Raw genomic sequence first — 24,880 nt, forward strand, 5'->3', positions numbered from 1 at the left:
CGAACCCGAACCCGAACCCGAACCCGAACCCGAACCCGAACCCGAACCCGAACCCGAACCCTTACCCCCGAAAAGCCCGAATAAAAACCCCCACCGCCTCCCGCACATGCGCCTCAGCCTCATCCCCCTCCAGCGCCGGCGAGCACCCCAACAGCAACCGATAATCCGGCGCCCCCTTCACCAGGCAGAAGAAATGCTCCGCCGCTTGCCAAGGGTTATCGATCCGCAGCAGCCCCCGCTGATCGACACAACGCAGCAACGCCTCCATCCCGCTCATCACCCGCTTGGGCCCCGCCGCGTAGAAGTACTGCCCAAACCCCGGATCCTGGCTGCCCAAGGCAAAGATCAGGCGGCTCAGCTTGACGGCCTCATCGCTGCTGATCAAAGCCTGAAAACCACGCGCAATGTTCAGCAGCACGTCTTCCACCGCCGCGCCTTCGGGATACTCGAACATCAGGTCAGGCAACTGGTTCTGGCAGGTGGCCATGACCGCCGCGCCGAACAACGTCTGCTTGTCGGTGAAGTGGCTGTAGACGGTGAGCTTTGAAACACCTGCCGCCGCAGCGACCGCATCCATGCTGGTGTTGGCATAACCAAGGCTGAGGAACAGGCGCTTGGCGGCTTCGAGGATGGCCTCGCGCTTGGCCAGGTCCTTGGGCCGGCCGGGGCCGATGGGTGCGTCGTTGGACATGAGGGACCGCATTCTCTGTGAAAGGGGCACATCTTACCGGGTCCGGGGGCGGTCGGCTGCAGCGTACGTCGCACCACTAAATATCGATTTTCTCTGAAGCGCCTGCTTCCCCGACCCGATTCGCTGACTTAATATACTCGCCAGTATAAATATTCGATGCGCCCTCTGCCAAAGGTCATTCATCATGTTGCGTCGTGCGTTGTCCCTCGCCCTGCCGGCCGTTGCCGTGCTGCTGCTCACCGCCTGCGGCCAGGAGGCCGCGCCACCCGCCGCGCCGCGTCCGGCACTGGTGGTCCAACCCCAGCCGGCCGGGGCATCCGCCGACAGCTACCCGGGCGAGGTGCGGGCGCGGTTCGAGCCTGAACTGGCGTTCCGTATCGGTGGCAAGGTCAGCAAACGCCTGGTGGAGGAAGGGCAGCGGGTCAAGGCCGAGCAGCCGCTGGCCGAACTCGACCCGCAGGACGTGCGCCTGCAACTGGAGGCCAATCGCGCTCAGCTGGCGGCGGCCGAGGCCAACCTGGCGTTGGTACGTGCCGAGCGCGACCGCTACCAGAAACTGCTGGATCGGCAGATGGTCAGCCATTCCCAGTTCGACAATGCCGAGAACCTCTACCGCGCCGGCATGGCCCGCTTGAAGCAGGCAAAGGCCGAGTACGAGGTGGCGGGCAACCAGGCCGAGTATGCCGTGTTGCGCGCCCCCCAGGCCGGCGTGATCGCCAAGCGCCAGGTCGAGGTGGGCCAGGTGGTGGCGGCAGGGCAGACCGTGTTCACGCTGGCCGCCGATGGTGAGCGCGAAGTGGCCATCGGCCTGCCGGAGCAGCAGTTCGCCCGCTTCGCCGTCGGGCAGACGGTCAGTGTCGAGCTGTGGTCGCATCCGAACCAGCGTTTCGAAGGGCGGATCCGCGAGCTTTCCCCGGCGGCGGACCCGCGTTCGCGTACCTTCGCCGCGCGCATTGCCTTTACCTCCAACGCCACCCCGGCCGAATTGGGCCAGAGCGCGCGGGTGTTCATCGACCATGCCGAACGCTCGGCGCTGGCGGTGCCGCTGTCGGCGGTGACCGCCGAAGCGGGGCAGGCCTATGTCTGGCGGGTTGGCAAGGACAACCGGCTGGAGCGGGCCGCTGTGCGTCTGGGTGCCTATGGCGCGGACAGCGTGCCGGTGCTCGAAGGCCTGCAAGCCAGTGATTGGGTGGTGGCAGCAGGCGGCCATGTACTGCGCGAGGGGCAACAGGTGCGGCCTGTGGACCGCAGCAACCGTGAAGTGAACCTGGCGGCCAAGGAGTAAGTCCCGATGGGTTTCAACCTTTCCGCCTGGGCGCTGCGCAATCGCCAGATCGTGTTGTTCCTGATGATCCTGTTGGCGGCGATAGGCGCCATGTCCTACACCAAGCTGGGGCAGAGCGAGGATCCGCCCTTCACCTTCAAGGCCATGGTCATCCGTACCCTGTGGCCAGGCGCGACCGCCGAGGAGGTGTCGCGCCAGGTCACCGAGCGTATCGAGAAGAAACTGATGGAGACCGGCGAGTACGAGAAGATCGTCTCGTTCTCCCGGCCCGGTGAGTCCCAGGTCACGTTCATGGCCCGTGACGCGATGCATTCCAAGGATATCCCCGAGCTGTGGTACCAGATCCGCAAGAAGGTCGCGGACATCAAGCACACGCTGCCCCCCGAGGTGCAGGGGCCATTCTTCAACGACGAGTTCGGCACCACCTTCGGCAATATCTACGCCCTGACCGGCGCCGGCTTCGACTATGCGGTGCTCAAGGACTACGCCGACCGTATCCAGATCCAGCTGCAGCGGGTCAAGGACGTGGGCAAGGTGGAGCTCATCGGCCTGCAGGACGAGAAGATCTGGATCGAGCTGTCCAACGTCAAGCTGGCCACCCTCGGGGTGCCGCTCGCCGCCGTGCAACAGGCACTGCGCGAGCAGAACGCGGTGAGTACCGCGGGCTTCTTCGAAACCCCCAGCGAGCGCCTGCAACTGCGGGTCAGCGGGCGCTTCGACAGCGTCGAACAGATTCGCCAGTTCCCTATCCGCATCGGTGACCGTACCTTCCGCATCGGTGATGTCGCCGAGGTGCAGCGCGGTTTCAACGACCCACCCGCGCCGCGCATGCGCTTCATGGGCGAGGACGCCATCGGGCTGGCGGTATCGATGAAGGACGGCGGCGACATCCTGGTGCTCGGCAAGGCCCTGGAAGGCGAGTTCGCCCGGCTCGCGCAGAGCCTGCCGGCGGGCATGGAGCTGCGCAAGGTGTCCGACCAGCCGGCGGCGGTGAAGGCCGGGGTCGGTGAGTTCGTCCAGGTGCTGGTCGAGGCCCTGGCCATCGTCCTGCTGGTGAGCTTCTTCTCGCTGGGCCTGCGCACCGGCCTGGTGGTGGCGCTGGCGATCCCGCTGGTGCTGGCCATGACCTTCGCCGCCATGCATTACTTCGGCATCGGCCTGCACAAGATATCGCTGGGGGCGCTGGTGCTGGCCCTGGGCCTGCTGGTCGACGATGCGATCATCGCGGTGGAGATGATGGCGATCAAGATGGAACAGGGCTACGACCGACTCAAGGCCGCTAGCTACGCCTGGACCAGCACGGCGTTCCCGATGCTCACCGGCACCCTGATCACCGCGGCGGGCTTCCTGCCGATCGCCACGGCGGCTTCGAGTACTGGGGAATACACCCGTTCGATCTTCCAGGTAGTGACCATTGCCTTGCTCACGTCCTGGGTAGCGGCGGTGGTGTTCGTGCCCTACCTGGGCGAGCGCCTGCTGCCGGACCTGGCCAAGCTCCACGCTGCTCGCCACGGCGCCGACGGGCACGCCCCCGATCCCTATGCGACACCGTTCTACCAGCGTGTCCGGCGCGTGGTCGAGTGGTGCGTGCGGCGGCGCAAGACGGTGATCGTGCTGACCATCGCCGCGTTCGTCGGCAGCATCCTGCTGTTCCGCTTCGTGCCGCAGCAGTTCTTCCCCGCGTCCGGGCGGCCGGAGCTGATGGTCGATCTGAAGCTGACCGAAGGGGCTTCGCTGAACAACACCGCTGAGCGGGTCAAGCAATTGGAGGCGCTGCTCAAGCAACAGGACGGTATCGCCAACTATGTCGCCTATATCGGCACCGGTTCACCGCGTTTCTACCTGCCGCTGGACCAGCAACTGCCGGCGGCGAGCTTTGCCCAGTTCGTGGTGCTGGCCAAGTCGCTGGAAGACCGTGAACGCCTGCGCAGCTGGTTGATCGGCACCCTGGACCAGCAGTTCCCCGACCTGCGTTCGCGGGTCACGCGCCTGGAAAACGGCCCGCCCGTAGGTTATCCAGTGCAGTTCCGTGTCACCGGCGAACACATCGAGAAGGTTCGCGCCCTGGCCCGCGAGGTGGCGGCCAAGGTGCGCGAGAACCCGCACGTGGTCAACGTGCACCTGGACTGGGAAGAACCGAGCAAGGCGGTGTACCTGGATATCGACCAGGACCGTGCCCGGGCGCTGGGCGTGAGCACCGCGCACCTGTCGAGCTTCCTGCAGAGTTCGCTGACCGGCAGCAACGTCAGCCAGTACCGCGAAGACAACGAGCTGATCGAGATTCTCCTGCGCGGTACGCCAGAGGAGCGCCGTGAACTGGGCAACGTGGGCAGCCTGGCGGTGCCCACCGACAACGGTCAGAGCGTGGCCCTGTCGCAGGTGGCGACCCTTGAGTACGGCTTCGAGGAAGGCATCATCTGGCACCGCAACCGCCTGCCCACGGTCACCGTGCGCGCCGATATCTACGACAAGGAACAGCCGGCGACCTTGATCAAGCAGATCCAGCCGACGCTGGCGCAGATCAAGGACGAGCTGCCTGATGGCTACTTGCTCGAAGTGGGCGGCACGGTGGAAGACTCCGAGCGTGGCCAGCGTTCGGTGAACGCCGGCATGCCGCTGTTCATCGTGGTGGTGCTGAGTCTGCTGATGATCCAGCTGCGCAGTTTCTCGCGGATGTTCATGGTGTTCCTCACCGCGCCCCTCGGGCTGATCGGCGTGACCCTGTTCCTGCTGGTGTTCCGCCAGCCGTTCGGGTTCGTCGCCATGCTCGGGACCATCGCCCTGGCCGGCATGATCATGCGCAACTCGGTGATCCTGGTGGACCAGATCGAACAGGACATCGCCGGGGGGATGGAGCGTTGGCAGGCGATCATCGAGGCCACGGTGCGGCGCTTCCGGCCGATCGTGCTGACTGCGCTGGCGGCGGTGCTGGCGATGATTCCGTTGTCGAGGAGTGTGTTCTACGGGCCGATGGCGGTAGCGATCATGGGTGGATTGATCGTCGCCACGGTGCTGACCCTGCTGTTCCTGCCGGCGCTGTATGCGGCGTGGTTCAGGGTCAAGAAAAACTGAGGAACGAGCGGGAGGGCTTTGCCCTGCTATCGCCGGCAAGCCGGCTCCCACACGAGTTGCGCAGTACCTGTGGGAGCTGGCTTGCCAGCGATAGGGCTGCACAGCAGCCCCACTGGTTTTCAGCTCAACATCACAGCGCGCCGAACACCTTCTTGGCCAGGCTGGTGGCCGCACCGGCCGGGTTCTGGCGAATGCTTTCTTCCTGCTTGCCGATCATTTCGAACAAGCCGTCCAGCGCCTTCTCGGTCACATAGTTCTCGATATTGGCGTCATCCTTGATCAGGCCCAGGCCTTTGGCCTGCCCGGCAAAGCTGTTGTACTGCTGGGCCAGGCCGACCTTGTCGGTGGCCTGCTTGACGATCGGCAGGAACTTGGCGCGGATCTGCTCGCGGCTGCTCTTGTTCAGGTACTGGGTGGCCGAGTCCTGGCCGCCGCTGAGGATGCCCTTGGCGTCGGTCACGGTCATCTTCTTCACCGCGTCCACCAGGATCGCCTGGGCTTGCGGCACGGCAGCCTCGGCGGCCTTGTTCATGCTGGTTTCCAGGGCATCGACCTGGTCACCTTTGCCGAACATCTTCATGGCCTTGGCCGCTTTGCCGAGGTTGCCCGGCAGCTCGATGCGCACGACCGGGTTGTTGCTGAAGCCGCCGGGGGTGCTCAGTTGCTTGACGGCGATCTGCGCGCCTTGGGTAAGGGCGTCCTTCAGGCCGCCGGAGGCGTCGCTCTGGGACAGGTCGCCGAGCGACAGGGCCAGGGCGCTGGCCGACATCAGCAGGCCGGCGCACAGGGTGGTGAAGCGCAGGGAGGAGCGGATCATGGGGCTTTCCTTATGGGCAGAATGGAGCAGGTTCAGCGTATCGTTTAGTCCGTGATCGGGCCAGTCAGGCAGTCGCCGCAGGGTCCGGTGTTTCATCGCGGTGCAAGGCCACCTGGCGGATCGACAGGCGCAGCTCGGCCGACAGCACGCGCTTGGCCACGCCTTCGGCCAGCTCGGCGAGCTTGTCGTGGTAGCCCAGCTTACCGGCGCTGTCGGGTCGCAAGACGCCTTCACGTACCAGCGTCTGGATGAAGTGGCGGAACAGGGTCTTGTCGAAGAACTCGGGCGCATTCAAGCCATGCAGGATCGACAGGCGCTGGGCCATCATCACGCACAGCTCCTCCAGCTCTTCGGCGCTCAGCGTGTGCTGGCCGCTGTTGAGCAGCAGCGAAGTGGCCATGTAGAAGCGCTGCAGGGTCTGGGTGATGGTGCGGGCCAGCAGCGTCAGCAGCACGAACTGGCGCGAGCTGGGCGCGGGGCGCATGTAGATGTCTTGTTCCTTGCGCAGCAGCCCCTGTTCGACCAGCGCCGCCAGCCACTGGTCGATCACCTCGTCCAGTTGCTCGGGCGTCCAGCGCAGGAACAGTTCGGCCTGCAGGTACGGATACAGCGCCCGCACGTACTGGCCCAGCAGTTCGCGGCTCATGCGCGAGCTGCTGAGGAAGAAGCTCGCCAGCAGCCCCGGCAGGGCGAAGATGTGCAGCACGTTGTTGCGGTAGTAGGTCATCAGTACCGCGTTGGCTTCGTCCAGGTACAGGATGCGACCCAGCGCATCCTTCTGCTCGGCCAGCAAATCCATGCCCAGTACGTGCTCGATAAGTGCCTTGCCGTCACCCTCGGGCAGGGTGGTGTGCGGCGAGTAGGGCACCTGGCGCAGCAGGGCCAGGTACAGGTCGAGCACGCGGGTCAGGGCACGTTCGTCCAGGGCCAGGCGGCTGGTCGACAACAGGGCCAGCGCCACCAGGTTGACCGGGTTGATTGCTGCAGCCTCGTTGAGGTGGCGGGCAACGGTCTCGCCCAGGCGGGTGGTGGTCTCGTTGAGCCAGTCCGGGCGGAACTGCGGGGCCAGCGCCTGTTCGCGCCAGCCGGGTTGCTGCTGGTCGAGGAAGCTGTTCAGGCGGATCGGCTCGCCGAAGTTGACGTACACCTGGCCGAAGCGCTGCTTGAGCGCGCCGATGACCTTGAAGATGTCGAAGATCGATTCCTTCTTCTTGCTGGCGCCGCGCAGCTCGCCCAGGTAGGTGCGGCCTTCGAGCACCCGCTCGTAGCCGATGTACACCGGCACGAAGACGATCGGCGTGCGCGAGGAGCGCAGGAAGCTGCGCAGGGTGATCGCCAGCATGCCGGTGCGCGGTTGCAGCATGCGTCCGGTGCGCGAGCGCCCGCCCTCGACGAAGTACTCCACCGGGAAGCCCTTGGTGAACAGGGTGTGCAGGTATTCGTTGAACACGGCGGTGTACAGCGGGTTGCCCTTGAACGTGCGGCGCATGAAGAACGCCCCGCCGCGGCGCAGCAGGCCGCCGATCACCGGCATGTTGAGGTTGATGCCGGCAGCGATGTGCGGCGGCGTCAGGCCGTTGCGGAACAGCAGGTAGGACAGCAGCAGGTAGTCGATATGGCTGCGGTGGCAGGGCACGTAGATCACTTCGTGGCCGGGGGCGATGCCCTGCACCTGCTCGATGTGGTTGACCTTGATGCCGTCGTAGATCTTGTTCCAGAACCAGCTCAGCACCACTTCGAGGAAGCGGATCGCGGTGTAGGTGTAGTCCGAGGCGATCTCGTTGCCATAGTGCAGCGCCTTGGCCTCGGCCTTGGCGTAGGGGATCTTCTCGCGGTCGGCCTCGTCGCTGATCGCCTGGCGCACCAGAGGATCATGTACCAGCCCTTTGACCAGGTTGCGACGGTGCGAGATGTCCGGCCCGATGACCGCGGTCTTCAGGTTGCGAAAATGCACGCGCATCATGCGTTGGGCCATGCGCACGGTGCGCTCGTGGCCCTTGTTGTGCTGCACCAGCTCGCGCAGGTGGATCGGCGCGGAGAACTGCACCCGGGTCTTGCGCCCGAGGATCAGCACGCTGAGCAGGCGGCGCAGGCGGCCGGTGACGGCCCAGCTGTCGGCGAACAGCAGCTTCCACGGGCTCGACTCGCTGGCCGGGGTCTGGCCCCAGAACACGCTGACCGGGATGATCTGCGCGTCTTCCTCGGCATGTTGGCTGATTGCCGCGACCAGGCGCTCGAGGGTGGGCGGCGCGCCGCGTTTGTCCTGGCGCCCGAGCCAGTCGGGGTCGGGGGTCAGGTAGAAGAACGCCGCGGGCTCCTGCAGAAGGCCGACGGCCACTGGCAGTACCGGGCGCGGCAGCCCTGCCTTGGTGCACTCGTGGTCGACCACGGCCAGGTCGGTGAGCGACGGCGAGGAGAGGGCATAGAACACCGGTCGGCTGCGGTCGAGATTGAGCGTCAGCGAGGACTGGTTGATGGTTTCGGAGCGCACCCACAGGTAGAGAACGCGACGCAGGGCGCCGAAGATGAGGCGGCGCAGGGGAGAACGGGTCATGGGGTGGGCCCTGGGTGGAAGTAACGGTGTTTTTTCAGCGCGTTAGTCTGCCGTATCTGCGTAAGTTCAGCAAAATTCCGCCATAAATGCCCCTGTCATGATTTTTTTTTGTTCCCTGTCATATACTCGGCCTGCCGCTTGCAGGATATTCGTGCAAGCTGCGTCGGCGTGGGCGGTGAGCCCATGCCAGCAAGGCGATCTTCAAAATAAAAATCCGGAGTAGTTCAGATGTCGTCTCGTGAGACTGGGAATGTGAAGTGGTTCAACGATGCCAAGGGTTATGGCTTCATTCAGCGCGAAGGTGGTGCGGACGTGTTCGTCCACTATCGGGCTATCCGCGGTGAGGGGCATCGCACCCTGGTCGAGGGACAGCAGGTGGAGTACGCACTCGTGCAGGGCCAGAAAGGCCTGCAGGCAGAGGATGTAGTCGGGCTCTGAGCCTTCCGGCTGCACGCTCAAGCTGCAAGTTGGCCGTGGAACTTGCAGCCTGATGCGAACGGCCTCAGCTGGTACGCCAGGTGATTTCCTCTTCACCGTCGGCGCTGATGCGGATCCAGCGATCGGCATCTTCTTCCCCGTCTTCTTCCGCCCAGCTACCTGGCGCGCAACGCACTTCGACGTTCAGCGCGGCGAATGCCGCACGGGCGCAGGCGATGTCGTCGGCCCAGGGGGTCTGGTCGCTTTCCAGGTACAGGCTGTTCCATTTCCCCACAGCTTTCGGTAACCAGGTGACCGGGATGTTACCGGCCGTGCACTTGAAGGTCTGGCCTTTCTGCTTCCATTCGCTGCACGGGCCAAGGGCCTGGGCCAGCCAGTCGGCGATCTGCTTGTGATCGACCTCGGCGTCCTTGAGGTAGATCTCGATATCGGGTTGACGCATGGGAGGCTCCAGTGTGCTCAGTCTTGGCGCACGAAATAGTCATAACGCATGGAAACGGTGACCACGAAGGGTTCGGGCTGTTCGATCACTTGTGCGCGCTTCTCGGCGCTGGCTCGCCAGCCGTGTGGGGTCATGGCCAGCAGGTCGGCGCGGGCCTTGGCCTCGACCAGGCTCAGGCGGAACTCGAGGATCTCGCTGTGGGCGTGGGTCATGCCTGCCGGGACCAGGGCCAGGTGCTTGTCGTCGGCGTAGGGGCGCACTTCATCGTAGAGCACCTCGCGCAGCTCCATCAGATGACCGCTGGTCGGGCCGACCCGCATCAGGCCACCGCCCGGGGCCAGCAGGCGCCTGGCTTCCTGCCAGTCGAGCGGGCTGAACACGCTGGCAATGAAGCCGCAGCTGGCATCGGCCATGGGCACGCGGGCCATGCTGGCCACCATCCAGGTCACCTCGGGCGCACGGCGGCAGGCACGCTTGACCGCTTCGCGGGAGATGTCCAGGGCGTAGCCGTTGGCCGTTGGCAGGGCCTGGGCGATCTGCGCGGTGTAGTAGCCTTCGCCGCAGCCGATGTCCAGCCAGGCCTGCGGCTGGCGCTCGGCCGCCAGTTGCGCCAGGCGACTTGCCACTGGAGCGTAATGGCCGGCGTCGAGGAAGTCGCGACGGGCTTCGACCATGGCCTGGTTGTCGCCCGGGTCGCGGCTGTTCTTGTGCTGCACCGGCAGCAGGTTCAGGTAGCCCTGGCGGGCGCGGTCGAAGCGGTGGCCGGCGGGGCAGGCCACGCCATTGTCGAGCTGCGCCAGCGGCGCCTGGCAGAGAGGGCAGGCGAGCATCAGGCGAGCAACCGCACCAGGGTCTGGTAGTAGATCTCGGTCAGCAGGTCGAGATCGCTGGCCAGGATACGCTCGTCCACTTGGTGGATGGTGGCATTGACCGGGCCGAGCTCGACCACCTGGGTGCCCATGGTGGCGATGAAGCGGCCATCGGAGGTACCGCCACTGGTCGATGGTCGGGTCTCGCGGCCAGTGACGGCCTTGATGCTCGAGGACACCGCATCGAGCAATTCACCCGGCTCGGTGAGGAACGGCAGGCCCGACAGCGCCCAATCGATGCTCCATTCCAGCTGGTGTTTGTCGAGGATCGTCGCGACGCGTTGCTGCAGGCCTTCGACCGTCGATTCGGTGGAGAAACGGAAGTTGAACAGCGCGGTCAGCTCGCCTGGGACCACGTTGGTGGCGCCAGTGCCGGAGTTGAGGTTGGAGATCTGGAAGCTGGTTGGAGGGAAGAACGCGTTACCTTCGTCCCAGTGCTCGGCGGCAAGTTCCGCCAGGGCTGGCGCGGCCAGGTGGATCGGGTTGCGCGCCAGGTGCGGGTAGGCCACATGGCCCTGCTTGCCGCGCACGGTCAGCTTGGCGCCGAGCGAGCCGCGCCGGCCATTCTTGACCACGTCACCGAGCAGGGTGGTGCTGGACGGCTCGCCGACGATGCACCAGTCCAGGCGCTCGTTGCGCGCCTTCAGGCGCTCGACCACAGCCTTGGTGCCGTGGTGGGCCGGACCTTCCTCGTCGCTGGTGATCAGGAAGGCGACCTTGCCGCGGTGGTTCGGGTAGTCGTGCACAAAGCGCTCGCAGGCCACCACCATCGACGCCAGGCTGCCCTTCATGTCGGCGGCACCACGGCCGCAGAGCATGCCGTCGGCATCGATCAGCGCTTCGAACGGCTCATGCTGCCACTGCTGCACCGGGCCGGTGGGCACCACGTCGGTGTGGCCGGCGAAGCACAGCACAGGGCCGTCCTGGGTGCCATGGCTGGCCCAGAAGTTGTCGACGTCTTCGATGCGCATCGGCTCGAGCTGGAAGCCGACGGCGCCCAGGCGGTTCATCATCTGGGCCTGGCAGTCGGCATCGACCGGGGTGACCGACGGGCGGCGGATCAGGTCGCAGGCCAGTTGCAGGGTAGGCGAAAGCTCGGCAGGGGCCGTCATTGCAAGACTCCGGGGGCAAGGCAGGGCGGGAAACTGGGGCGTTATCTTATATCAAATGATGTCCGCGGACACGATGTGCTTCGCGGGAGCGGCGGCGCACCGCCGCTTCCACGCTACATCAAACGACCTGTGCTTCGCTTGCCTTCTCCGCCGGCTTGGGTAGCGACGACAGCAGCGCCATCACCAACGCTGCCAGGTATGGCAAGGACTGCACCAGCAGCATCGCTACCCAGAAGCGTATGTCCGAACTCGGCAGACCCTGCACCAGATAGATCCCCAGCGTGCTACAACCGGTCCGCGTGGCTGTGGAACTTCGAGCGTCGGGCCAGTCATGGCAGTGACGAAATCCCATAATATCCGTGCTGACGGTGCACTAATGCAACTGCCAGAAATGCCAGTTTCCTTTTATCTGAATTGCGCCAATAAAGGCCCGGTGGGTAATAAAACCATTGGATGTCAGAAGGGAGCTGTTTATGGAACTAGTCGATAGAGTTGCCGAGCGTCTGAAACCCAAAGATCGTTTGCGATCCGGTTCCTTTGATCGCGTCGATAATATCTATGTGTATCTGAGTCCTATGGGGCTGGGGTTTGAGTTGAAAACCGACCAGGGGGTGATGCACATCAACATACCCAATGAAGAGGAGCAACGCATGCTCTACGGATTACTGGCCAAGCTGGAGATTTCTGGCAAGCCGGTAGAGGTTATGGGCGGGGTCCAAAACGGAAAGTTTTTTTATCTGTCCTATTAGTCCATGCGTAATCAACGTGGGCAATGGCTCTGTTGACCTGCGCCCACGTTGTATCTTCATGCCAATGTCATGGCCCGGGTCCACCATGACACGGGCTGGATGGCAGCCCACTTGATCATGAAGTTTCCGACGCTTCGTCGCGGTAGCCCATATCGTTCGGCTTGGGCAATGACGACAGCAGCGCCATCACCAATGCCGCCAGGTACGGCAAGGACTGCACCAGCAGCATTGCCACCCAGAAGCGCATGTCCGAACTCGGCAGCCCCTGCACCAGGTAGATCCCCAGCGCCGCGCCCCACAGCATCAGCATGATGAACAGCTCTTCGCGGGCCTCGGCAATCGCCACCAGCAGACCATGGCTGTCGGCATTCTTCGGCGTGCGGAAGAACGGCATGCTGCTGGTGAAGAAACCGTACAGCACCGCCTTGGCGATGGTATGCGACAGCGCCAGCCCCGCCAGGGCGGCGGCGAAGGCATCCTTCAGGTCGACCCCCACCGCGCGGCGATAGAGGAACAGGATCTTGCCGACCTTGAAGAAGAACAGCGCCAGCGGCGGAATGGCGAACATCATCAGCGGCGGGTCGACCCGATGCGGCACGATGATCATCGCCGCCGACCACAGCAGGGCGCCCACGGTGAAGAAGATGTTCATGCCATCGGCGATCCATGGCAGCCAGCCGGCCAGGAAGTGGTAGCGCTGGCCGCGGGTCAGCTCGCTGCCCTTGCCGCGAAGCAGGGCGCCGGCGTGGTGCTTGATGATCTGGATGGCGCCGTAGGCCCAGCGGAAGCGCTGCTTCTTGAAGTCGATGAAGGTGTCGGGCATCAGGCCCTTGCCGTAGCTGTTGTGGGCGTAGGCCGCCGACAGGCCTTTCTCGAACACCCGCAGGCCCAGTTCGGCGTCCTCGCAGATGCACCATTCGGCCCAGCCGAGTTCCTCGAGCACGCTGCGCCTGGTCATGGTCATGGTGCCGTGCTGGATGATCGCGTCACGGTCGTTGCGGGTGACCATGCCGATATGGAAGAAGCCCTTGTACTCGCTGTAGCACAGCTTCTTGAAGGCGCTCTCGTGCTGGTCGCGGTAGTCCTGCGGCGACTGCACCACGGCGATCTTCGGGTCGGCGAAGTGCGGCACCATGTGCTTGAGCCAGTTGCGGTCGACGCAGTAGTCCGAGTCGATCACCGCGATCACCTCGGCGTCCTTGGCGGTGTGCGGGAGCAGGTAGTTCAGGGCGCCGCCCTTGAAGCCCGCCAAGGGCGCGACGTGGAAGAACTTGAAGCGCTCGCCGAGCTTCTCGCAGTGGGCCTTGAGCGGTTCCCAAACGGCCGGATCCTTGGTGTTGTTGTCGATCACCAACACTTCGTAGTCCGGGTAGTCCAGTGCGGCGAGGGCGTCGAGGGTCTGCTTGACCATCTCCGGCGGCTCGTTGTAGCACGGCACATGCACCGAGACCTTGGGCCGATAGGCGCTGTCGCCCTGAACGGGCAGGAACTCGCGTCGGCGCTTGTGGATCCACACCGCCTCGGCCAGTTCGTGGGCCTCGGTCAGCAGCACGATGAATACCCCGAGGGCGCCCAGTGCCAACAGCACGCCCACGGTCAGGCTGAACCAGGTGCTGTACTGCTGGCTGTAGTCGTAGGCGATCCATACCAGCACCGACCCGCACAGGAAGGTGATGAAGGTGAGGAAGGTGCGCCCGCGCTGGCGCAGGGCCGAGCCGTCGATCAGCAAGATGGCCAGGGCGATCATCGCCAGCACCACCGAGGCCACGGCCAGGGCGCGCCATTGCGGGATCGCCACGATCGGCCCCTCGAAGTTGAACTTCTGCTGGCGCTCGGCGTTGTACACGCCCCAGTAGGCGCCCACCGAGCCTTCGTCGCTGGCTTTCCATGGCTGGTCGTAGGCCTCGATGACGAAGTAGTTGTAGCCACGACGGTTGAGGGTGTTGACCAAGGTGCGCAGGTAGATGGCCTGGTCGGCCTGGGTGGCGTCGGCGCCACCGCGCATGCGGCCATTGCTCGGCCAGCCGACCTCCGAGAGCAGCAGCGGTTTGCGTGGGAACTGCTTGCGCAGCTCGCGGGCACGGTCGAGGACGAACTGCACCGAGTCCTTCATGGGCACGAATTCCCAATAGGGCAGGATGTGCGCGGCGATCAGGTCGACGTGTTTCGCCAGCTCCGGGTGTTCCTTCCAGATGTGCCACTGCTCACTGGTGGTCACTGGCACCTTCACCGCAGCGCGCACCCGGTCCAGGTAGCCGATCAACTGTTCGGCGGTGACTTCCTCGCGGAACAACGCTTCGTTACCGACCACCACCCGCACCACGCTGCGTGAGGTATTGGCCAGGCCGATGGCCTTTTCGATCTCGCGCTCGTTGCGCTCCTGGTCGTTGCTGATCCAGATGCCCAGGGTCACGCGCAGGCCGAGCTCTTCGGCCAGGCGCGGTACCTCGGCCTGGGTGCCTTCGACGGTGTAGATACGCACGTTGTCGGTCAGTTTGTTCAGTTGCTCGAGGTCCTGGCGGATCTCGTCCTCGCTGGGGTACTGGCCTTTTTGCGGGCTCTGCCCCAGGCGGAAGGGCGAATAGGAGAAACCGGAAATCTGTTCCGGCCAGGCGGGGGCGGACACCGGGCGGTTGATCAAGGCCCAGAACCCGGTGAACAGCGCGGCAATGGCCAGGACCACTACCAGGTTGAGACCGAATTTACGTGATGACATAGGTGTTCGAGGTTCCGAAGAGGGGAGCGAGGTTCGCTGTCGCAGGCCGTGGGTCCTACAAGTGCCGGAGAAGGTAATCCGTTGGATTATCGGCAAGTGATGTAGTTCTGAGGCCGCTCGCTTGTCGTCCAGATATATTTGCTTGATAGGACATTAAAGCAGGCTAGGTAGGTTTTGTTCCAACCCCGAGCCGCTCTGCCACGCCGTTGCGGCGTGTTCACGCGCTGTGCTCCCCCCGGAGCGCATGCCTTGGCATATAATGCGCGCCGGTTTTTTCGAGGTCCCCACATGAGCACAGAAGATCCACGCTTCGCCGGCGTCGCCCGGCTCTACGGCGACGACGGCTTGCAGCGCCTGCGCCAGGCCCATGTGGCCATCGTCGGCATTGGCGGGGTCGGCTCGTGGGCGGCCGAGGCCCTGGCCCGCAGCGGCGTGGGCGAGATCAGCCTGTTCGACCTCGACGATGTCTGCGTGAGCAACACCAACCGTCAGGCCCACGCCCTCGAAGGGCAGGTGGGCCGCCTCAAGGTGGAGGTGATGGCCGAGCGTCTGCGGGCGATCAACCCGGCCTGCACGGTGCACGCGGTGGCCGACTTCGTCACCCGCGAGACCATGGCCGAGTACATCACCGAGCAGATAGACTGCGTGATCGACTGCATCGACAGCGTTATGGCCAAGGCCGCGCTGATCGCCTGGTGCCGCCGGCGCAAGATCGCCATCGTCACCACCGGTGGCGCCGGTGGGCAGATCGACCCGACCCAGATCCAGGTCGGCGACCTCAACAAGACCTTCAACGATCCGCTGGCTTCACGGGTGCGCTCGACCTTGCGCCGCGACTACAACTTCTCGCGCAACACCAGCCGCAACTATGGCGTGCCGTGCGTGTTCTCCAGCGAACAGCTGCGCTACCCCAAGGGAGACGGCAGTGTGTGCCTGCAGAAGAGCTTTGTTGGTGAAGGTGTACGCCTGGACTGCGCCGGTGGTTTCGGCGCGGTGATGATGGTGACCGCGACCTTCGGCATGGTGGCGGCGAGCAAGGCCGTTGAAAAGCTTGTGGCCGGGGCGCGGCGTCCTTCGGAGCGGGTCAAGGCTGATTAGGCTGTCGCGGGGCAGTGATTCAGGCCTGGGTGGCGAGTTCGGCCATCCTCAGTAGCACCGCATGCAGCCCATTGCTGCGCGACGGCGACAACTGCCGCTCCAGCCCCAGTTGGGTAAACCAGGTGCTCAGGTCGAGCGCTGCCAACTGATCGCTGGCCAAGCCTTGTACTCGCACAAGAAGAAGTGCCAGCAACCCCCGCAGCATCCGCGCATCGCTGCCTGCCTTGAACCGCCACTGTCCGTCGTCCTGCACCGCCACCAGCCATACCAGGCTCTCGCAGCCATGCACCCGGTTGGCTTCGGTCTTGTCGCTGTCGCCCAGTGGCTCCAGGCGGTCACCCCACTGCATCAGCAACCGCGCCCGCTGCTCCCAGCCACGCGCCTGTTCGAAAGCTTCCAGCGCTTGGCTGGCCTCTGGCGAAAGGTTCATCGCAACAGCTCCAGGCCTTTGTCGAGCGCCTCGAAGAAGCGCTGCAGGTCGTCGCTATCGGAGTACAGCCCCAGCGATACGCGGATCGCGCCATCGAGCCCCAGGTGCCTGAGCAGTGGCATGGCGCAATGGTGCCCGGCGCGCACGGCGATACCCTGTTCGGTCAGCAGGTGGGCGATATCGGCGTTGTGCACGCCATCGATGACGAAACTGGCCAAAGCCGCCTCGGGTGAGCCGAGCAGGCGAACCCCCTCGCGATCGGTCAGGCCCCGTACCAGGTACTGGTGCAGGCTGGTTTCATGGGCAGCCACGGCATGTACGTCGAGGCTGGCCAGGTAGTCCAGGGTGGCGCCCAGGCCGATTACCCCGGCAATTGGCGGGGTGCCGGCTTCGAAACCCAGTGGCGCGGGGCGGAAGCTGGCGCTCTGGTAGTCCGCCATCTGCACCATTTCTCCGCCGTATTGCCAGTGACGCAGCAACGCCAGCGCATCCTGGCGGCCGTAAAGTACGCCCACTCCGTCGGGACCATAGAGTTTGTGGCTGGAGAACACATAGAAGTCGCACGCCAGTTGCTGCACGTCATGCCGGCCATGGACCACGCCCTGGGCGCCATCGACGACGCTCAGCGCGCCCTGGGCGCGGGCATGTGCCAGCAAAGGCGTCAGCGGTTGCCAGGTACCCAGCACGTTGGACAGTTGGCTGATCGCCAGCAGGCGAGTGCGCGGGCCGATCAGTTGCAGGGCCTGCTCCAGGTCGACATGCCCCTGGTCGGTGACCGGCAGGACCACCAGCCGCAGGTTGCGGCGATGCGCCAGTTGTTGCCAGGGCAGCAGGTTGGCGTGGTGCTCCAGGCCGCTGACGGCGATTTCGTCGCCTGCCTCGAAGCGATGTTCCAGGCCATAAGCCAGCAGGTTCAAGGCCGAGGTAGCGCCGTGGGTGAATACGACCTGGCGCGCATCGGCTGCATTGAGCCAGGCGGCGACCTTGTCCCGTGTACCCTCGAAGGCCTGTGTCGCCAATGCGCCGGGCAGGTGTTGGGCGCGGTGCACGTTGGCTGCGCCATGGCCGTAGTAATGGCTCAGGGCATCGAGCAGGGCCTGGGGTTTCTGCGTGGTGGCGGCGCTGTCCAGGTAGGTCTGGTGCTGCCGTTGCAGGGCGGCGATGGCCGGGAAGTCGGTACGCCAGGGGGAGGGCTGGAACATGTTCGCGGGGCCTGGAATGAAAAATCGGGTCTGCCCGTAGGAGCAGACCCGATCTTATCACCTCAAACCCAGGCAGAGCCTCAGTTGTGAGCGTGCAGTGCCTCGTTCAGCTCGATGGCCGACTTGTGGGTCTTGCACTCCACGGCGCCATTGAGTGAGTTGCGGCGGAACAGCAAGTCGGTCTGGCCGGCCAGATCGCGCGCCTTGACCACCTTGACCAGCTGGTTGTTCTCGTCCAGCAGGTTCACCTTGGTGCCGGCGGTGATGTACAGGCCGGCTTCGACGGTGTTGCGGTCGCCCAGCGGGATGCCGATACCGGCATTGGCGCCGATCAGGCAACCTTCGCCGACCTTGATGACGATGTTGCCACCGCCGGAGAGGGTGCCCATGGTCGAGCAGCCGCCGCCCAGGTCGGAGCCCTTGCCGACGAACACGCCAGCGGAGACGCGGCCTTCGATCATGCCCGGGCCTTCGGTGCCGGCGTTAAAGTTGACGAAGCCTTCGTGCATGATGGTGGTGCCTTCGCCGATGTAGGCGCCCAGGCGCACACGTGCAGTGTCGGCGATGCGCACGCCGGCTGGCACCACGTAGTCGGTCATCTTCGGGAACTTGTCCACCGAGAACACTTCCAGCAGTTCGCCTTTCAGGCGCGCTTCCAGTTGCCGCTCGGCCAGCTCCGCCAGATCGACCGCGCCCTGGTTGGTCCAGGCGACGTTGGGCAGCAGCGGGAAGATGCCGGCCAGCGACACACCGTGCGGCTTGACCAGGCGGTGCGACAGCAGGTGCAGCTTGAGGTAGGCCTCGGGGGTGGAGGCCAGGGCGCCGTCTTCGGCCAGCAGGGTGGCGACCAGCGGCTTGTGGCTTTCGGCCAGGCGGGTCAGCAGGGCGGCCTGGGCGGCGTCGACGCCCTTGAGCGCGTCGGCCAGCTGGGCGGCCTGGGCGGTGCTGAAGGCGATGGCCTGGTTGCCACCTTCATAACCGAGGACCGGCGCGATGGCCGCGACCAGTTCGGCGGACGGCTTGAGCACAGGCTGTGCGTAGAAGACTTCCAGCCAGGCGCCCTGGCGGTTCTGGGTGCCGACACCGAAGGCCAGGCTGAACAGCGATTGAGACATGCGATTACCTCATGCGAAAAGGGGATGGAGCGTAATGCGTGATCAGGCCAGCGCCGCCGCGTACAGGTCGGGCTTGAAGCCGACCAGCGTGCGCTCGCCGAGGTCGAGCACCGGGCGCTTGATCATCGACGGTTGGGCGACCATCAGTTCGACGGCCTTGGCCTGGTCGAGGTCGGTCTTGCTGGCGTCGTCGAGCTTGCGGAAGGTGGTCCCGGCGCGGTTCAGCACGACTTCCCAGCCATGCTCGTCGCACCAGCGGTTCAGGCTGTCACGGTCGATGCCCTGGGTCTTGTAGTCGTGGAAGTCGTAGCCAATGGCCTTTTCTTCAAGCCAGGTACGGGCCTTTTTCATGGTGTCGCAGGCTTTGATGCCGTAGAGAGTGTAAGCCATTGAAATGCCTGGGGCTGCCGGGCTTGGCCTGGCGTCCCCGATACTCCTTGAAGATTGGGTGGCAGCGATTATGCGGTATCGATGGGGTTGGCGCCACGGCTGCGGGCCCGAAGGTATGGGGGGATGTATGTCACATCGTCTCAAGTAGCATTGTGTTACATATTCGCCGGTGGGTTGCGACTAACGTGCAGCGGTCCACAATAGAAGGTCCTCGCTAACATATTGTTTCAATGGCGATGTTTCGCCTTGCTGTTGTTTCTCCGATTACACAGGAAGCTTGCCGATGCAGTCAGCCTATACCGTTCTTATCCTGCTGATGCTGGTGAGCGTGTCGAAACTGGTGGGGCGCGTGTTGCCGCTGCCGCTGCCGCTGGTACAGATTGGCGCGGGCGCCTTGCTGGCATGGCCAACCCTCGGCCTGCATGTGGCACTCGACCCGGAGCTGTTCCTGTTCCTGTTCTTGCCGCCGTTGCTGTTCGCCGATGGCTGGCGCATGCCCAAGCGCGAGCTGTGGCGCATACGCGGGCCGGTGGTGGCCCTGGCGGTGGGGCTGGTGCTGTTCACCGTGGTCGGCGCCGGGTACTTCATCCACTGGCTGCTGCCGAGCATTCCCCTGCCGGTGGCCTTTGCCCTGGCGGCGGTGTTGTCGCCCACCGATGCGGTGGCGGTCTCGGCCATCACCCAGGACCGCCTGCCCACGCCGCTGATGCACATGCTGCAGGGCGAGGCGCTGATGAACGACGCCTCGGGCCTGGTGACCTTCAAGTTCGCCCTGGCCGCCGCCATCACCGGCGTGTTCTCGCTGACCGAGGCCAGCCTGACCTTCGTGCTCGTCGCCCTTGGTGGCCTGGCGGTGGGCGTGGCGCTGAGCTGGCTGGTGGGGCGCCTGCGCATGTGGATGATCACCCGCGGCTGGGACGATCCGGCCACCCACGTGGTGTTCATGCTGCTGCTGCCATTCGCCGCCTACGTGCTGGCCGAGCGCCTGGGCGTGTCGGGCATCCTCTCGGCGGTGGCCGCGGGCATGATGCAGAGCTGGCTCGACCTGCTGCCGCGCCAGACCAGCACCCGCCTGCTCAATCGCAGTGTCTGGTCGTTGCTGGAGTTCGCCTTCAATGGCCTGATCTTCCTGCTGCTGGGCCTGCAGTTGCCGGACATCATCAAGGCGGTGGTCACCGACGAGGCAACTGTCTGGCCGACCCTGGCCTGGCGCTGCCTGGACGTGGTGGCGATCTTCGCCGCGCTGGTGCTGCTGCGCTTTGTCTGGGTGCAGAGCATCTGGCGCGCTATCGGCGTGGTGCGGCGCTGGCGCGGCAAGCCGACGCTGGTACTGATGCCGACCGCGCGCTCCTGCTGGCTGCTGACCTTCGGTGGCGTGCGCGGGGCGGTGACCCTGGCGGGCGTGATGTCGGTGCCGCTGCTGATGGGAGCGGGCAAGGCCTTCCCCGAGCGCGACCTGCTGATCTTCATCGCCGCCGGGGTGATCCTGCTGTCGCTGGTCAGCGCGGTGATTGCCTTGCCGATTTTGCTGCGTGGCGTTACCAAGAGTCCCGATGAGCGCTTGCACCAGGAGGTGCAGGAGGCCTGGCGGCGCACGGCCGAAGCGGCTATTCACGCCCTGGAAGCCGAGGAGGTGATCGATGCCAATGCGCCCCAGGACGCCGCCCAGGCCACCTTGGCCACCGAGCTGAAAGCGCGGTTGATGGCCGAATACCGGGATGAACTGGACAGCTACAACGACACTGCCGAGGCTCGGGCGCTGGCAGAGCAGATGGATCTGCTGGAGCGTCGCCTGCGCCTGCGGGCATTACGTGCTCAGCGCCTGGAGCTGTACGAGCTGCATCGCCAGCATCTGGTGGGTGATGAGGTGGTGCGACAGGTGCTGGGGGAACTGGACATGAGCGAGGCGAACCTGGGGCAGGTTCGCTAGTGAAGCAGGGGGCGCAGGGCGCCCCCTTGCAACTCAACGGTTGCGCAGGAAGTCGCGAATCCTCTCGGCGGCCTCGATGCACTCGGCCAGCGGCGCTACCAGTGCCATGCGCACGCGCCCGGCGCCCGGATTGACCCCGTCCACCTCGCGTGAAAGGTACGAACCCGGCACCACGGTCACATGTTCGGCCTCGAACAGGTCGCGGGTGAAATCGGCATCGCTGCCCGGCACCTTGGCCCACAGGTAGAAACTGCCATCCGGGCGCTGCACATCCATCACCGGCTGCAGGATGTCGAGCACCGCGTCGTACTTGGCGCGGTACTGGTCGCGGTTTTCGCGCACGTGGTCCTCGTCCTGCCAGGCAGCGATGCTGGCCAGCTGGGTCTGCACCGGCATGGCGCAACCGTGGTAGGTGCGGTACAGCAGGAACGGCTTGATGATCTCGGCGTCGCCAGCCACGAAGCCCGAACGCAGGCCTGGCAGGTTGGAGCGCTTGGACAGACTGTGGAACACCACGCAGCGCTTGAAGTCACTGCGACCAAGCGCAGCGCAGGCGCTCAGCAGGCCCGGTGGCGGCGCGTCCTCGTCGAAGTACAGCTCGCTGTAGCACTCGTCGGCGGCGATCACGAAGTCGTGCTTGTCGGCGAGGGCGATCAGCTTCTTCAGGGTGTCCATCGGCACCAGGGCGCCGGTGGGGTTGCCCGGGGAGCACAGGAACAGGATCTGGCAGCGTTCCCAGGTCTCGGCCGGAACGGCATCGAAGTCGGGGTTGAAACCGTTGTTTTCCAGGCATGGCAGGTAGTGCGGGGTGGCACCGGCCAGCAGGGCCGCGCCTTCGTAGATCTGGTAGAACGGGTTGGGGCTGACCACCAGGCCGTCGTCGTCGCGGTTGACCACGGCCTGGGTGAAGGCGAACAGCGCTTCGCGGGTGCCATTGACCGGCAGGATATGACGGTCGGCGTCCAGCCAGCCCGTCGGTACGCCGAAGCGCCGTTCGCACCACTGGCCAATGGCCTGGCGCAGGGCCGGCAGGCCGATGGTGCTGGGGTAGACCGCCAGCTTGTCGAGGTTGTCGGCCATGGCCTTGGCGACGAACGCCGGCGATTCATGCTTCGGCTCACCGATCGACAAGGCGATGGCGCGCTTGTCGGCTGCCGGTTTCACGGTGCCCAGCAGGGCGCGCAGTTTCTCGAACGGGTAGGGCTGGAGCTGGGTCAGGGCGTGGTTCATCGGCGCAAGGTCTCGTTAGCGTCAAAAGGTCATGCGGGTAGGGCTGGCGTCGCTGGCCTGGCCGGCCTGCAGCTGCTGGACGATGGCTTCCTGCAGGCGGCTGCATAGCTGCGGGTCGGACAGCGGCTGGTTGTCGGCGTCGGTGATGAAGAACACGTCTTCCACGCGCTCGCCGAGGGTGGCGATCTTGGCGTTCTGCAGCGAGATGTCGAATTCGAGGAAGATCCTCCCGATCCTGGCCAGCAGGCCGGGGCGATCGGGCGCGGTGATCTCGAGGATGGTCACCGGGCGTTGGGCGTCGTTGAGGATGGTCACCTGCGGCGGGAAGTCGAAGTGCTTGAGCTGACGCGGCACCCGACGCTGGATGATCGCTGGGTAGTCCTCGGGGTTGCGCAACGCGTCGGTCAGGCCGTCGCGGATCTGCCTGACCCGCTGTGGATTGTCGCCGATCGAGCCGCCGTCGTTGTCTAGCACGATATAGGTGTCGAGGGTGAACTGGCTGCTCGAGGTGATGATCCGGGCATCGTGGATGTTCAGGTTGAGCTGGGCCATGGCGGCCACGGTCACGGCGAAGAAGTCGTGCTGGTCGGGGGCGTAGATGAAGATCTGCGTGCCGCCCTCGAACTCGCGCTGGGTGGTCTCCTTGATCAGCACCAGCGGGCCGCCATCGGCCGGTTGCTGGAGGATCGCATCGCTGTGCCAGGCCACATCGGCGGCGTTGTGCTTGAGGAAGTAGTCGTCACCCAGCTGCGACCAGAGCTGCTCGACGTCATCCGGGTCGGTGCCCTCGCGCACCAGGATATCCAGCGCCGCGCTCTGGGTCTGGCGGATCTGCTCTTCGCGGTCCAGCGGGTTTTCCAGGCCACGGCGCAGGGCGCGCTTGGTCTCGGTGTAGAGCTGGCGCAGCAGGCTCGCCCGCCAGGAGTTCCACAGGCTGGGGTTGGTGGCGTTGATGTCGGCCACGGTCAGCACGTAGAGGTAGTCCAGCCGTGTCTCGTCACCGACATGCAGGGCGAAATCGTTGATCACCTGCGGGTCGGAGAGGTCCTTGCGCTGGGCGGTGGTGGACATCACCAGGTGGTTCAGCACCAGCCAGACGATCAGGCGGCTGTCCCAGGCCGGCAGTTGGTGCCGTTCGCAGAACTGCTGCGCATCCACCGCGCCCAGTTCGGAGTGATCGCCCTGGCGACCCTTGCCGATGTCGTGGTACAGGCCAGCCAGGTAGATCAGCTCGGGCTTGGGCAGGCGGCCCATGAGCTTGCTGGCCAGCGGGAATTTCTCCGAGACCGGCGTGTATTGCAGTTTGCGCAGGTGCTTGATCAGGTTGAGGGTGTGGGCATCGACCGTATAGATGTGGAACAGGTCGTGCTGCATCTGCCCGACGATCAGGCCGAACTCCGGCAGGTAGCGGCCAAGGATGCCGTAGCGATTCATCCGCCGCAGGTTGCGGTGGATGCCGATCTCGCACTTGAACAGCTCGATGAACAGGCTGGTGTTGCGGATATCGTGGCGGAACTTGTCGTCGATCAGGTGGCGATGTTCGCGCAGCAGGCGCACGGTGTCGGCACGCACGCCCTTGATTTCGGGATGCTGGGCCATCAGTACGAAGATTTCCAGCATGGCGAACGGGGTGCGCCGGAAAACGTTCGGGTTGACCGCTTCTATATAGCCATCGTGCAGGCGGAACCGCGCATTGACCGGCTGCGTGGCGCCGCTGTCATCGGCCAGGATCACCTCTTCGAAATGCTGGATGATCAGGTCGCACAGCTGGCTGATGCTCATCACCACCCGGTAGTACTGCTGCATGAACTGTTCGATGGCGCGCTTGGGGTTTTCGTCGGTGTAGCCCAGCAGCGCGGCGATGCTGCGCTGGTGGTCGAACAGCAGGCGGTCTTCGGCGCGCCCGGCGAGCATGTGCAGGGCGTAGCGCACACGCCAGAGGAAGGCCTGGGACGAGGCCAGCAGCTCGTTTTCGCTCTCCAGCAGGAAGTCCTCGCCTGCCAGCGCGTGCAGGTTCAGCGTGCCGTACTGGCGCCTGGCTACCCAGAGCACGGTCTGGATGTCGCGCAGGCCACCCGGGCCGCCCTTGACGTTGGGCTCGAGGTTGTACTCGGTGTCGTTGTACTTGTGATGGCGGGCCTTGAGTTCGGCACGTTTGGCCAGGAAGAACTCTTTGCTGGGCCACATGTGCGCGGTGCTGGTGGCGTCGAGCATGCGCTGACGCAGCGCCTCGGGGCCGGCGATGGTGCGGCTTTCCATCAGGTTGGTGATGACCGTGAGGTCGGCCCGGGCCTGCTCGGCGCACTCGTCTACGGTGCGCACGCTCTGGCCGACCTCCAGGCCGATGTCCCAGAGCAGGGTGAGGAAGCGCTCGATGGCATCGCGGTACTGCTCGTGCTCGGCGGCGTCGAGCAGGATTAGCAGGTCGATGTCCGAATACGGATGCAGCTCGCCACGGCCGTAGCCGCCCACCGCCACCAGGGCGATGCCGCCTGGCGCGCCCCAGCTGAACTGGTGCCATGCCTGTTGCAGGATGTTGTCGACGAACCAGGCGCGGTCCTCGATCAGCCGGCGGATCTCGCGGCCTTCGCGAAAACGCTTGTCGAGCACCTCGCCGGCCATGCGTATGGCCTTCTTGAAAGCAGCGATGGGGCTTGCCTTGAGGGCCAGTTCCGCCTGGAACTGGCCACGGTCGAACAGCTCGGGATCCACCTGGGGCATCGAGTCGCGTTCCTGTCGT

At 64.9% G+C, this 24,880-nt stretch carries 19 protein-coding genes and 1 pseudogene; 6 read left to right on the forward strand and 14 right to left on the reverse strand.

Annotated elements, in window-relative coordinates; translation table 11 throughout:
• Positions 1–61 precede the first annotated feature (61 nt).
• Positions 62–703 (reverse strand): TetR/AcrR family transcriptional regulator, encoded by a 642-nt coding sequence (locus ACODS9_RS11535; RefSeq protein WP_102690704.1) that lies wholly within the window; start codon positions 701–703, stop codon positions 62–64.
• A 172-nt stretch (positions 704–875) separates the two neighbouring features.
• Here ACODS9_RS11535 and ACODS9_RS11540 point away from each other — a divergent pair, with 172 nt between their 5' ends.
• Both ACODS9_RS11540 and ACODS9_RS11545 read left to right on the forward strand, forming a co-directional pair.
• Entirely contained in the window at positions 876–1,976 is a 1,101-nt protein-coding gene (locus tag ACODS9_RS11540) for an efflux RND transporter periplasmic adaptor subunit (protein WP_489093932.1), read from the forward strand.
• A gap of 6 nt (positions 1,977–1,982) precedes the next feature.
• Positions 1,983–5,048 carry an efflux RND transporter permease subunit gene (locus ACODS9_RS11545; RefSeq protein WP_489093933.1) on the forward strand — a complete coding sequence of 1,022 codons (3,066 nt, stop codon included), beginning with the start codon at positions 1,983–1,985 and terminating at the stop codon, positions 5,046–5,048.
• Between the two features lie 130 nt (positions 5,049–5,178).
• Here the strand turns inward: ACODS9_RS11545 and ACODS9_RS11550 are convergent, their stop codons facing one another.
• The gene (locus ACODS9_RS11550; protein ID WP_489093934.1) at positions 5,179–5,865 is read right to left on the reverse strand and encodes a DUF4197 domain-containing protein; all 687 of its coding nucleotides are present in this window, start codon (positions 5,863–5,865) and stop codon (positions 5,179–5,181) included.
• A 64-nt stretch (positions 5,866–5,929) separates the two neighbouring features.
• Entirely contained in the window at positions 5,930–8,419 is a 2,490-nt protein-coding gene (gene plsB / locus ACODS9_RS11555; RefSeq protein WP_489093935.1) for a glycerol-3-phosphate 1-O-acyltransferase PlsB, read from the reverse strand.
• 228 nt (positions 8,420–8,647) lie between these two features.
• Here plsB and ACODS9_RS11560 point away from each other — a divergent pair, with 228 nt between their 5' ends.
• A complete protein-coding gene (locus ACODS9_RS11560) occupies positions 8,648–8,857 on the forward strand; it encodes a cold-shock protein (protein ID WP_011535295.1) in 210 nt (69 codons plus the stop codon).
• A gap of 64 nt (positions 8,858–8,921) precedes the next feature.
• Here the strand turns inward: ACODS9_RS11560 and ACODS9_RS11565 are convergent, their stop codons facing one another.
• From ACODS9_RS11565 to ACODS9_RS11580, 4 genes and pseudogenes are all read right to left on the reverse strand, one after another.
• Entirely contained in the window at positions 8,922–9,299 is a 378-nt protein-coding gene (locus ACODS9_RS11565) for a hypothetical protein (protein WP_367858073.1), read from the reverse strand.
• Between the two features lie 17 nt (positions 9,300–9,316).
• A complete protein-coding gene (locus tag ACODS9_RS11570) occupies positions 9,317–10,129 on the reverse strand; it encodes a putative RNA methyltransferase (RefSeq protein ID WP_401110986.1) in 813 nt (270 codons plus the stop codon).
• Complete coding sequence (gene dapE / locus ACODS9_RS11575; RefSeq protein WP_046854384.1) at positions 10,129–11,280, reverse strand: succinyl-diaminopimelate desuccinylase; 1,152 nt, start codon at positions 11,278–11,280, stop codon at positions 10,129–10,131. The genes ACODS9_RS11570 and dapE overlap by 1 nt, the downstream gene beginning before the upstream one ends.
• A gap of 118 nt (positions 11,281–11,398) precedes the next feature.
• Positions 11,399–11,557, reverse strand: a pseudogene (locus tag ACODS9_RS11580) (hypothetical protein); the annotation flags it as partial.
• Positions 11,558–11,753: 196 nt separating this feature from the next.
• Between ACODS9_RS11580 and ACODS9_RS11585 the strand changes: the two are divergent.
• A complete protein-coding gene (locus ACODS9_RS11585; protein WP_401110983.1) occupies positions 11,754–12,029 on the forward strand; it encodes a hypothetical protein in 276 nt (91 codons plus the stop codon).
• Positions 12,030–12,144: 115 nt separating this feature from the next.
• On the opposite strand, the gene ACODS9_RS11590 is transcribed toward ACODS9_RS11585, so the two are convergent.
• Positions 12,145–14,745 carry a glycosyltransferase gene (locus ACODS9_RS11590; RefSeq protein WP_489093936.1) on the reverse strand — a complete coding sequence of 867 codons (2,601 nt, stop codon included), beginning with the start codon at positions 14,743–14,745 and terminating at the stop codon, positions 12,145–12,147.
• Between the two features lie 288 nt (positions 14,746–15,033).
• Here ACODS9_RS11590 and tcdA point away from each other — a divergent pair, with 288 nt between their 5' ends.
• Positions 15,034–15,843 carry a tRNA cyclic N6-threonylcarbamoyladenosine(37) synthase TcdA gene (gene tcdA / locus ACODS9_RS11595; protein ID WP_489093937.1) on the forward strand — a complete coding sequence of 270 codons (810 nt, stop codon included), beginning with the start codon at positions 15,034–15,036 and terminating at the stop codon, positions 15,841–15,843.
• A 19-nt stretch (positions 15,844–15,862) separates the two neighbouring features.
• Here the strand turns inward: tcdA and ACODS9_RS11600 are convergent, their stop codons facing one another.
• The 4 genes from ACODS9_RS11600 to ACODS9_RS11615 form a co-directional block, all read right to left on the reverse strand.
• A complete protein-coding gene (locus ACODS9_RS11600) occupies positions 15,863–16,273 on the reverse strand; it encodes a SufE family protein (protein ID WP_401110977.1) in 411 nt (136 codons plus the stop codon).
• Complete coding sequence (locus ACODS9_RS11605; RefSeq protein WP_489093938.1) at positions 16,270–17,475, reverse strand: cysteine desulfurase; 1,206 nt, start codon at positions 17,473–17,475, stop codon at positions 16,270–16,272. The genes ACODS9_RS11600 and ACODS9_RS11605 overlap by 4 nt, the downstream gene beginning before the upstream one ends.
• 80 nt (positions 17,476–17,555) lie before the next feature.
• On the reverse strand, positions 17,556–18,590 hold the full coding sequence (gene dapD / locus ACODS9_RS11610; protein WP_110701871.1) for a 2,3,4,5-tetrahydropyridine-2,6-dicarboxylate N-succinyltransferase: 1,035 nt from the start codon (positions 18,588–18,590) through the stop codon (positions 17,556–17,558).
• A 42-nt stretch (positions 18,591–18,632) separates the two neighbouring features.
• A complete protein-coding gene (locus ACODS9_RS11615) occupies positions 18,633–18,980 on the reverse strand; it encodes an ArsC family reductase (RefSeq protein ID WP_489093939.1) in 348 nt (115 codons plus the stop codon).
• A 283-nt stretch (positions 18,981–19,263) separates the two neighbouring features.
• On the opposite strand from ACODS9_RS11615, the gene ACODS9_RS11620 reads away from it, so the two are divergent.
• Complete coding sequence (locus tag ACODS9_RS11620) at positions 19,264–20,910, forward strand: Na+/H+ antiporter (RefSeq protein ID WP_046854390.1); 1,647 nt, start codon at positions 19,264–19,266, stop codon at positions 20,908–20,910.
• A 33-nt stretch (positions 20,911–20,943) separates the two neighbouring features.
• Here ACODS9_RS11620 and dapC read toward each other — a convergent pair whose 3' ends face one another.
• Positions 20,944–22,140 carry a succinyldiaminopimelate transaminase gene (gene dapC, locus ACODS9_RS11625; protein ID WP_489093940.1) on the reverse strand — a complete coding sequence of 399 codons (1,197 nt, stop codon included), beginning with the start codon at positions 22,138–22,140 and terminating at the stop codon, positions 20,944–20,946.
• Positions 22,141–22,161: 21 nt separating this feature from the next.
• Positions 22,162–24,861 (reverse strand): [protein-PII] uridylyltransferase, encoded by a 2,700-nt coding sequence (locus tag ACODS9_RS11630; protein ID WP_046854392.1) that lies wholly within the window; start codon positions 24,859–24,861, stop codon positions 22,162–22,164.
• Positions 24,862–24,880 lie beyond the last annotated feature (19 nt).

This window comes from Pseudomonas sp. FG36, from assembly GCF_057809275.1.

What these genes read in the sequence shown, in the direction of transcription:
- ACODS9_RS11535 (WP_102690704.1), bottom strand. Translation starts at nt 703, where the DNA reads ATGCGGTCCCTCATGTCCAACGACGCACCCATCGGCCCCGGCCGGCCC.
- ACODS9_RS11540 (WP_489093932.1), top strand. Translation starts at nt 876, where the DNA reads ATGTTGCGTCGTGCGTTGTCCCTCGCCCTGCCGGCCGTTGCCGTGCTG.
- ACODS9_RS11545 (WP_489093933.1), top strand. Translation starts at nt 1,983, where the DNA reads ATGGGTTTCAACCTTTCCGCCTGGGCGCTGCGCAATCGCCAGATCGTG.
- ACODS9_RS11550 (WP_489093934.1), bottom strand. Translation starts at nt 5,865, where the DNA reads ATGATCCGCTCCTCCCTGCGCTTCACCACCCTGTGCGCCGGCCTGCTG.
- plsB (WP_489093935.1), bottom strand. Translation starts at nt 8,419, where the DNA reads ATGACCCGTTCTCCCCTGCGCCGCCTCATCTTCGGCGCCCTGCGTCGC.
- ACODS9_RS11560 (WP_011535295.1), top strand. Translation starts at nt 8,648, where the DNA reads ATGTCGTCTCGTGAGACTGGGAATGTGAAGTGGTTCAACGATGCCAAG.
- ACODS9_RS11565 (WP_367858073.1), bottom strand. Translation starts at nt 9,299, where the DNA reads ATGCGTCAACCCGATATCGAGATCTACCTCAAGGACGCCGAGGTCGAT.
- ACODS9_RS11570 (WP_401110986.1), bottom strand. Translation starts at nt 10,129, where the DNA reads ATGCTCGCCTGCCCTCTCTGCCAGGCGCCGCTGGCGCAGCTCGACAAT.
- dapE (WP_046854384.1), bottom strand. Translation starts at nt 11,280, where the DNA reads ATGACGGCCCCTGCCGAGCTTTCGCCTACCCTGCAACTGGCCTGCGAC.
- ACODS9_RS11585 (WP_401110983.1), top strand. Translation starts at nt 11,754, where the DNA reads ATGGAACTAGTCGATAGAGTTGCCGAGCGTCTGAAACCCAAAGATCGT.
- ACODS9_RS11590 (WP_489093936.1), bottom strand. Translation starts at nt 14,745, where the DNA reads ATGTCATCACGTAAATTCGGTCTCAACCTGGTAGTGGTCCTGGCCATT.
- tcdA (WP_489093937.1), top strand. Translation starts at nt 15,034, where the DNA reads ATGAGCACAGAAGATCCACGCTTCGCCGGCGTCGCCCGGCTCTACGGC.
- ACODS9_RS11600 (WP_401110977.1), bottom strand. Translation starts at nt 16,273, where the DNA reads ATGAACCTTTCGCCAGAGGCCAGCCAAGCGCTGGAAGCTTTCGAACAG.
- ACODS9_RS11605 (WP_489093938.1), bottom strand. Translation starts at nt 17,475, where the DNA reads ATGTTCCAGCCCTCCCCCTGGCGTACCGACTTCCCGGCCATCGCCGCC.
- dapD (WP_110701871.1), bottom strand. Translation starts at nt 18,590, where the DNA reads ATGTCTCAATCGCTGTTCAGCCTGGCCTTCGGTGTCGGCACCCAGAAC.
- ACODS9_RS11615 (WP_489093939.1), bottom strand. Translation starts at nt 18,980, where the DNA reads ATGGCTTACACTCTCTACGGCATCAAAGCCTGCGACACCATGAAAAAG.
- ACODS9_RS11620 (WP_046854390.1), top strand. Translation starts at nt 19,264, where the DNA reads ATGCAGTCAGCCTATACCGTTCTTATCCTGCTGATGCTGGTGAGCGTG.
- dapC (WP_489093940.1), bottom strand. Translation starts at nt 22,140, where the DNA reads ATGAACCACGCCCTGACCCAGCTCCAGCCCTACCCGTTCGAGAAACTG.
- ACODS9_RS11630 (WP_046854392.1), bottom strand. Translation starts at nt 24,861, where the DNA reads ATGCCCCAGGTGGATCCCGAGCTGTTCGACCGTGGCCAGTTCCAGGCG.